This is a genomic window from Methanosarcina sp. (assembly GCF_035390745.1).
In the GTDB taxonomy this organism is placed as follows: Archaea; Halobacteriota; Methanosarcinia; order Methanosarcinales; family Methanosarcinaceae; genus Methanosarcina.
This window is the reverse complement of the sequence record NZ_DAOOUJ010000077.1, coordinates 3,792-11,945: the sequence shown is the minus strand read 5'-3', so window position 1 is coordinate 11,945 and position 8,154 is coordinate 3,792. Positions and strand designations below refer to the sequence as shown.

Below are 8,154 nucleotides of genomic sequence, written 5' to 3'. Positions count from 1 at the left end.
AGTCTTTATTTCCAGTCTTTATTTCCAGTCTTTATTTCCAGTCTTTATTTCCAGTGGGCAGGTCTTTAGATCAGGTTTTCAGGTTTATATTTTCCTTAACCGCTCTATAAGACCAACACTTTTTTCGATCAGCTCTAAATGTTCAGCAATGCTGTGCGGGTTCTTTTCATTCTGAAGGGAAGACGCAATACTGACCATCTTTTTAAAGAGAAGTTTTTCCAGTACTTCGCAGTCTCCACTGGCTGTAGAAACTCTGGACGGTTCCGTCCTTTTCTCTGTCCGGACTGAAGTTACAGCCTGAACTTCAGGAACTGTCCTTTTCGCTTCTTCTGTTTCATATGGAGTTTCCGGGATTTCTTCTTCCGCAAACTGAAGAGGTGTCTCTTCTTCCTCTTCAGCTTCGGGCGCCCTTTGCCCAAATCTGGATTTCTGTCTTCGTGCCTGTGCTTTCTTTCTGGGCTCAAAAGACGACCTGTCCCTTTCAGTTGAAGGTCTGGCTTCTGGAGCCTGGACTTCTGCCGCAGGTTCAGGAGCTGAAGTCTCTTCCTCTTCTTCCCCTTCTTCCCGAACGTCACATATAGGGCAGATTACCGTTCCCTGGTAACGAAACTTTGGGGCTCCGCAGACTTTGCAGTGTTCAGCGAGCATTGTGCCCCCGAGTTCCAGGAAACGTGCTATTCTCTTTACTTTTTTGTCTTTCTCAGAATCCATATGCCTGACCTTCCTTTTTACACAGTTTCTCAATCATTTGATAAGATTTTTCCTGTAACTCCCTCTATATGAAGTTACCTTTATAAAACATAAAGCAGAAAAAGACCTGTATATAATACCGAAAAGCGAAGACACCGAAGCAACCGGGCTCATGGATTACCGATAATATTTTATATAACAAGCCTGTCTTACACTAATTTATCAGCTCTAATTTTTACAATCATAATTGACTGCGAAGGTGATTCAAATGTCATCAAATGATTCAGCAGAAGTTATAAGACAATGTCTTCAAGTTCTAGATAGTATAACCAGCGACTCTTCAGTCCCAAGAAATATCAGGCGTTCTGTGAATGAAATTATGGATATCCTGAACAACGAATCCGAACCTCTCTTCCTTAGAGCAGCATCAAGCATTTCCATTCTCGAAGATATAAGCAATGACCCGAACCTTCCTCTGCATACAAGGACTCTGATCTGGAACCTTTCAAGCCAGCTCGAAACCATTCCGGTAGATGAGTAAAAACAGAAAAAAGATTTTTTCTAATCCCTTAAAAAGATCTTTCCCGAGAGAGCTTTAAAAAACTCAGCTCCCGGAAAAAAGCTCAGATACGTTTCTTGAGACGATTCTGTAAAAAAATCCAAAACTTAACCTGATTCTAAAAAAAGAGCCTTAAGGGAAGTGACCTGATAAGTTTAATAGTCACCTCTATCTGATTTTGGAATTAACCAGAGGTAAAGGATACCGACAAGATAAAAATTCAGTATAAAATTTTTCTATCTTTTTTCTACTTTTTCTACTGTTTCTACTGTTTCTACTGTTTCTTCCTTTCTTAGATTTTTTTCCCTATTTTTCTGCTTTTTCTGGACCGGTCTTTGAATTCAGACTGAATTTCACATTAAACAGAATAATTAATATAGATAAGTTGATACATGAAAAAGAACATAAAAAGAGAGATAAGAATATAAAAAACCTCAAAATCAAATTATACAGAACAAAAAAGTTAAGGCAATGGTTTAAAACAATGAATGAAGCGATGAATTAAAAATGTTACATTGTAATGCTAAACCTGAGTTACATGTACAAGCTACAGAAAATCAGGGTTTTGAAATAAAAAGCTACAAGAGTATGAAAAATAAAAATTGAAAACGGGGGTCAGAAAGCTATGCTGGAAGATATTTCTAGCAGGATAAGAGATAATCTCGAAGTAAAGGACAGAATAAGGGAAGAAGGGCTGAAAATTTCAAGGGAAATTGTCAGGGAATGCAGGACAGCAAGTTTTGCCCTGCATGGGAAGGACTTTGAAAAAGCAAGTAACAGCATAGAAGCTGCTGGAAAAGCTTTAAAAAAGCTGGAAACAAGGTTTGAAGGGCACGCTGACATTTACCACGCCGGATTTGTAGAACATGCACAGCAGGAGTATTCGGAAGTTGCAGTCCTCTATAGCCTTCTGAAGGATGAAGGAAAAATAAAGGATCTTCCTTCTCCAGATGATCTTGGAGTTGAATACGCTGCTTACCTCAACGGTCTTGGGGATGTAGTGGGCGAGCTCAGAAGGCATATTCTTGACCTTATAAGGGAAGAGTCCTTTGAGAAAGCCGAAGAGTTTTTAGGGATCATGGAAAATATCCATGCAACCCTTATGGACTTTGACTATCCCGATGCGATCACAGGAGGGCTCAGGCGAAAGACGGACGTATCCCGTTCCGTGATAGAAAAAACGCGCGGTGATGTGGTAAATGCAATTCAGCAGAAAAAACTTGAGCTCGCAATGAAAAGCCTGGAGTCCAGGTTGTAAAGGAATTAATGTGCAAGATAATTAAAGAAGCCTGGATGTAAGGTAATCGTATAAAATCAGAGTTAAAACAACTCTTTTTTTCAGCATCTGGGGCTAGAAGCATAAACAGGCTAAAGGGAAGAACAAGATAACTTTCACAATAACACTAAAACCATTTATTATTTAGTGCAGTTACATAACAATTCAGCATTCAGTTACCTGAAACCCGTTATTCAGCGCAATGCACCTGGCATCCAGAAAACTCAACATATACATATAAACGATAAAATCCTAAGGGTCTGATAGATCCGAATTCCAGTAATCAATTGCAAGAGGATATCCATGAAATTTGATCCAGAAAAAATAAAAAAAGATGCAAAGGAAAATTTTGATCTTGCCTGGAATGAAGGCAAAAAGATGGTCAAAACGCCTACCCTTAACGAGCGCTACCCGAGAACAAACCTGAAATACGGGAAGGCTCACCCTGTTTATGATACAATCCAGAGACTGAGAGAAGCCTATCTGCGTATGGGTTTTGAAGAAATGATGAACCCTCTTATAGTTGATGAAAAAGAGGTCCACAAGCAGTTCGGAAGCGAATCACTCGCAGTCCTTGACCGCTGTTTCTATCTTGCAGGCCTTCCCCGCCCCAATGTGGGAATATCTGACGAACGAATTGCACAGATAAATAAAATCCTGGGCAATATAGGAGAAGAAGGCATAGACAAAATCAGGAAAGTCCTTCACGCTTATAAAAAAGGGAAAGTTGAAGGGGATGACCTTGTACCTGAAATTTCAGCAGAGCTCGGAGTTTCTGATGCCCTTGTAGCTGACATGATTGAAAAGGTATTTCCTGAATTTAAAGAGCTTGTAGCCCAGGCAAGCACAAAAACTCTGCGCAGCCACATGACAAGCGGCTGGTTCATTTCCCTTGGTGCCCTCCTTGAGAGGGAAGAGCCGCCTTTCCACTTCTTCTCAATAGACCGCTGTTTCAGGCGGGAACAGCAGGAAGATGCTTCCAGGCTCATGACCTATTATTCAGCCTCCTGCGTGATTATGGATGAAAATGTAACCGTGGACCACGGAAAAGCAGTTTCAGAAGGGCTTCTTTCACAGTTCGGATTTGAAAAATTCCTTTTCAGGCCAGACGAAAAGCGCAGCAAATATTATGTGCCTGACACACAGACCGAGGTTTTTGCTTTCCACCCGAAACTGGTAGGCTCTAACTCAAAATACTCGGACGGCTGGATCGAGATTGCAACCTTTGGTATCTACTCCCCGACTGCCCTTGCAGAATATGATATCCCGTATCCTGTGATGAACCTGGGGCTTGGGGTTGAAAGGCTTGCAATGATCCTTCATGATGCACCTGACATCCGTTCTTTAACCTATCCGCAGATACCCCAGTACAGCGAATGGGAAATGCCGGACAGTGGACTTGCAAAACAGGTCTTTGTAGACAAAATGCCTGAAACCCCTGAAGGATACGCAATTGCATCTGCCGTGGTTGCCCAGTGCGAACTGCACGGAGAAGAGCCAAGCCCCTGCGAGTTCCCTGCCTGGGAAGGAGAGATTTGCGGAAGAAAAGTTAAGGTTTCCGTAATCGAACCTGAAGAAAACACAAAACTCTGTGGACCTGCCGCTTTCAATGAAGTGGTTGCCTATCAGGGAGACATACTGGGAATCCCTAATAATAAGAAGTGGCAGAAAGCCTTTGAAAACCATTCTGCAAGGGCAGGAATCCGCTTTATAGAGGCTTTTGCAGCCCAGGCTGCCCGGGAAATTGAAGAAGCTGCAATGTCCGGAGCAGAAGAGCATATTGTGAGGATCCGGATTGTTAAGGTTCCCTCTGAAGTTAACCTGAAGATAGGACCCACTGCGCAGCGTTATATCACAAGCAAAAATAAAAAGATCGATATCCGGGGGCCGGTCTTTACCTCGGTAAAAGCTGAGTTCGAGTGAAATAAGCAGAAAAACAGGAGTAACCAGTACAAAACGGAATGGGCTGTGTATGCAAAAAGAAGATACCCCGTTTTCAAGGTATCCGGAACTTAAAAAGTTGATGGAAACTGGAGAGCCAGTGTGTATAACCTTTGAAACACAAGAAGGGAATACGAAAGAAAGGCTTCATGAAACAGTACTCTCCCAGAAAACAGTACCATTCCAGGGAATATATCCTCAGGGAATATCGCCTGAAGAAAAAATAGCCGAAAAAGGAATTGAGGAGCCTCCCAGGAAATCCGATTTCCTTTTTTGCGAACTTGTTCAAAAAGCCCGCATGGGAGAGAAGTTCAGGATTTCAGGACAGAGCTGTTCTCCCGGAGATTATGTTCTGGGACTTTCTGAAAAGAGCCCTGCTGAATATTATCTAAGATCCGGAAGGTACATTGATAAACAGGCTGCAGAAAAAGCAGCCCTGTCCCTTCCAAGATTAAAGAGAAAGTTTTGTTCTATTTTGATCGAGCCTTTATCCCTTAACAAAGGTATTTTTGATGTGCTTATTCTCTTCCTCAAACCAGAGAGAGCTATGCGAGTTGTCCAGGCAAACGCCTATTCCGGAGGAAAAAGAACATTAATGGATACGATGGGTGCAGCTTCAATCTGTGGTGACTGTACTGTACTGGCTCTTGAACAGGGCATGAGTTTATCTTTCGGGTGCAAAGGCTCAAGAAAGCACAGCGGATACGGAGATTTTGAAGTTCCCCTTGGGATGTCTTTTGAAAAAATAGAGGAAATTGAGGAAGGGCTTTCAAAGCTCCCCGAAACATCAAAATGAATGGCTCTTGATGGACTGCACCGATTATATTCGACATGAAAGTGCTCTCAAGTGCTTTAATTTTTTCTGCATGTTATTCGATGAATATCATGTGCGTTTTTTAGACCAATTTATCGAAGAAGTTTACTACACTTTCCAGCCCGACAGCTTCTAATTTTCCCGGAGAAACGACTGCAACGGTTGCCAGAAGACAGATCATAACGAGAGCGAAGACAAAGGTCTTCAGCAAAAAAGAACTCATTGAAGAGCGTTTTTTGTGCTTGCTGTCATCAACCTCTTCTGCGAGCCCTTCATACCTGACTTTTACGCTTGACCAATCGGCATTTTTTCCTGGCTCACCTGAAGAGCCATCGTTTTCAGAATCCTGATTCTTTCCGGAGGAAACGTATTTGGACCAGTCAATAGCATTGGATTCTGAAGATGAAGCTGACTGACCTGCACTTAGCGGGTCACTGCCAGATTTAAAAGACACGTAGGAAATAGTAGTAGTTCTGAAAGGGGATTTAGAACCTGATGGTTCAGGTGTCTCAGGAACCTGAGAGTCCTGGACAGGTCCCTGAGTACTGGAATTATCAGAAGAGGCAGAAATTTCAGTTGCTTTCTCCTCTGGAGGCAGGGAGATATCATATGCCTTTCTTTTTTGAGGGTCCTTGAGGGTTTCATAAGCCTCTTTGATTTTTATGAATTTTTCATGGGCATCAGGGGACTTGGCTCTGTCCGGATGATATTTTTTTGCAAAATGATGATACCTATCTTCAATTTCCTCAGGAGTTGCAGTTCTGGGGATATCGAATAACTGATAATAGTCCACTGCTTTTCACCCTTTGAAACTATGTATTATTGATACATTCCATTAACTGACTTTTCATTGAGAACTGACCTGTCGAACTATCAGTCATTAAGACCCTCTGGCCTTTCGATGGTAACGCTTCTCATGATCCCGGTCCCGAGATCTTTGGCTGTAGCATGTATTATTCCGTTAGCATCAATATCAAAAGTAACTTCTATCCGCGGAATTCCTTTTGGAGCGGGTGGAATATTATCGAGAACAAGCATCCCTAAAGTAACGTTTTTAGATGCAGCCCGTTCTTCCCCCTGCAGGATTTTACCTCTTACAACCTTCTGGTTGTCGTAAGATGTGGTAAAGATTTTACTATTTCTTGTGGGAATTGTTGTATTTCTTGGGATTATCGGTGCCATCAGGTCCCCTACGGTTTCAAACCCGAGAGTAAGGGAAGTAACATCAAGAAGCACAACATTTCCGGAATCAAGTTCTTCCCTGGGGGACTTAAGATAGTCGTTACCGAGAATTCCAGCCTGAACAGCCGCCCCCATTGCGACCACTTCATCAGGGTTGATATTCTGAAGAGCCTTTTTTCCCATGAAGGCTTCGACAGCTGTCACGACAGCAGGAATCCTGGTACATCCACCAACAAAAATAACTTCATCAATGTTCGCAGGGGAAAGCTTTCCGTCCTGAAGAGTTTTTTCTATAATCGAGATAGTTTTCTTAACAAGGTCTTCAGTCATCCTGTTGAACTGCTCTCTTGTAATATCTACGTCCAGGCTTTTGCTTTCGAAAATATAGGGAAGATTAACATTTGCGGTCTCGAGTGTGGAAAGATCAATCTTGCAGCGTTCTGCAGCCTCTCTCAGGCGCTGCATTGCCTCGGGTACACCAGAAAGGTCTTTATTTTCTGTTTCCTGGAATTTGGCAAGCAAATATTGAACAATCCGCATGTCAAAATCGTCACCACCAAGTTCAGTATCTCCACTGGTAGCGAGTACTTCAAAGATCCCGTCTTTGATTTTAAGAATGGAGACATCAAAAGTCCCGCCTCCAAGGTCGTAAACCAGAATTTTCCGGTTGTCAATCCCGTCCTTCAGACCATAAGCAAGTGCAGCTGCGGTAGGTTCGTTTATGACTCTAAGCACTTCAAGCCCTGCAAGTTCGCCTGCCTTTTTTGTTGCAAAGCGTTGAGAATCGTTAAAATAAGCAGGAACTGTTATTACCGCTTTTCCAACAGCATCCCCTAAATATTTCTCAGCATCCTGTTTTAATTTTTGAAGGATCTTTGCAGAAATTCCATGAGGAGTAAATGTCTGGTTGTTCAATGACACTTTATAATCAGGTTTTCCCATATGCCTCTTGATAGAATGAACAGTATTCTCAGGATTGGAAATCATCTGCCTTTTAGCAAGGTCCCCTACAAGTAACTCATTCTTCTTTGAAAAGCCTACAACTGAAGGCGTAAGTCTTTTTCCTTCGGAATTGGTAATGACCTTGGGCTCACCAAGTTCAATTATCGCCATACAAGAATTGGTAGTTCCCAGGTCTATGCCCAGCACTTTTCCTCTGAGATTTGCCATTGGCGCACCCCCAATATTTTTATAATGTTTCAAAGAGATATCAATTTTTCTGTTGGAAAGACAATCCACATATTGAGTTAGATTGTAGAGATTCAACAAATGGAGATTATAATATTTATTCAGAGATAAAACGTTCTTGTTAAATTTTTTTATTAATAAAACGGAAGTGAAATTAAAAAACTTTTCGCAGGAGGAGATAATCAAACATCAAAAACTAAATTATCTTCAAAAGGATGAAATATAAAGGCAGGTTGTGGAAGTCACAGAAAAAGCATATGAAATTCTTCGAATAACAGGCAAAAAGAAATGAAAGTATTTGGAAGTACTTTCATGCCAAAGAATAATAATAAGAAAACAAAAAATCAAGTAAAATGATTATAAAGAAACGAAGAAAGTTCCCACAAAATTCAATAAAAACTTAGATTATTTTTTTAAGAAATATTTTCATTTTCATTTTTATCATTTTGTTTTTTTACTGTTTTGTTTTTTTTACTGTTTTGTTTTTTTTACTGTTTTGTTTTT

At 41.2% G+C, this 8,154-nt stretch carries 7 protein-coding genes; 4 read left to right on the top strand and 3 right to left on the bottom strand.

Annotation, left to right across the window (positions count from 1 at the left end):
- Window positions 1–84: 84 nt before the first annotated feature.
- Complete coding sequence (locus PLL47_RS13320) at window positions 85–711, bottom strand: Sjogren's syndrome/scleroderma autoantigen 1 family protein (protein WP_324446879.1); 627 nt, start codon at window positions 709–711, stop codon at window positions 85–87.
- Between the two features lie 247 nt (window positions 712–958).
- Between PLL47_RS13320 and PLL47_RS13315 the strand changes: the two genes are divergently transcribed.
- The 4 genes from PLL47_RS13315 to PLL47_RS13300 all read left to right on the top strand — a co-directional run bounded on the left by PLL47_RS13315 (window position 959) and on the right by PLL47_RS13300 (window position 5,262).
- A complete protein-coding gene (locus PLL47_RS13315) occupies window positions 959–1,231 on the top strand; it encodes a stationary phase-response protein (RefSeq protein WP_048064806.1) in 273 nt (90 codons plus the stop codon).
- Window positions 1,232–1,874: 643 nt separating this feature from the next.
- Window positions 1,875–2,507: a translin family protein gene (locus PLL47_RS13310; RefSeq protein ID WP_324446873.1), complete on the top strand. Its 633-nt coding sequence runs from the start codon at window positions 1,875–1,877 to the stop codon at window positions 2,505–2,507.
- Between the two features lie 321 nt (window positions 2,508–2,828).
- Window positions 2,829–4,448, top strand: coding sequence for an O-phosphoserine--tRNA ligase (sepS, locus tag PLL47_RS13305; RefSeq protein WP_324446871.1), 1,620 nt, complete (start codon window positions 2,829–2,831; stop codon window positions 4,446–4,448).
- Window positions 4,449–4,497: 49 nt separating this feature from the next.
- Complete coding sequence (locus PLL47_RS13300; RefSeq protein WP_324446869.1) at window positions 4,498–5,262, top strand: DUF169 domain-containing protein; 765 nt, start codon at window positions 4,498–4,500, stop codon at window positions 5,260–5,262.
- A gap of 100 nt (window positions 5,263–5,362) precedes the next feature.
- Here the strand turns inward: PLL47_RS13300 and PLL47_RS13295 are convergent, their stop codons facing one another.
- Window positions 5,363–6,073 (bottom strand): J domain-containing protein, encoded by a 711-nt coding sequence (locus PLL47_RS13295; RefSeq protein ID WP_324446867.1) that lies wholly within the window; start codon window positions 6,071–6,073, stop codon window positions 5,363–5,365.
- Between the two features lie 80 nt (window positions 6,074–6,153).
- The gene (gene dnaK / locus PLL47_RS13290) at window positions 6,154–7,632 is read right to left on the bottom strand and encodes a molecular chaperone DnaK (protein WP_324446865.1); all 1,479 of its coding nucleotides are present in this window, start codon (window positions 7,630–7,632) and stop codon (window positions 6,154–6,156) included.
- Window positions 7,633–8,154 lie beyond the last annotated feature (522 nt).